Genomic DNA, 353 nt, shown 5'->3' with positions numbered 1-353 from the left:
ACCGAACCGTTGTCCGCGGATCCCTAGGGACCCGGCCTGCCAGAACGCGACCGCGGCTCACAGACCCTCAGTCGCGCAGATCTTGCCTCCGGCGACACGCGCATCCGGTGCAGTGAGGCCGCGATGCCGCCGCCGACGGCGTAGCCGGTGCGGACGCTGTCGTTGCCGGCATAGCCGCGGGACGAGGGGGCGGCGCTGCCGGCGCCGTAGGCGAAGCCGCCGGTGCCGCACACGAGTGTGCGGTCGAAGGCGTTGCCGAGGCGGCCGCGCACGGTGCCGAAGTAGTCGAGGCCGTTGCCGCTGGTGGCGACGAAGGCGCGGGGGGCCGAGAACGCGAAGCCCGGGGCGCCGAC

The 353-nt window shown here is 74.2% G+C and carries 1 pseudogene; it reads right to left on the bottom strand.

The features are described 5' to 3' along the window. Positions 1-23 precede the first annotated feature (23 nt). Positions 24-353, bottom strand: a pseudogene (locus MKL09_RS00950) (hypothetical protein); the annotation flags it as partial.

It is taken from the genome of Methylobacterium sp. J-048 (assembly GCF_022829515.1).
GTDB lineage: Bacteria > Pseudomonadota > Alphaproteobacteria > Rhizobiales > Beijerinckiaceae > Methylobacterium.
The sequence above is the reverse complement of the archived record's forward strand: the minus strand, read 5'-3'. Positions and strand labels throughout refer to the sequence as shown.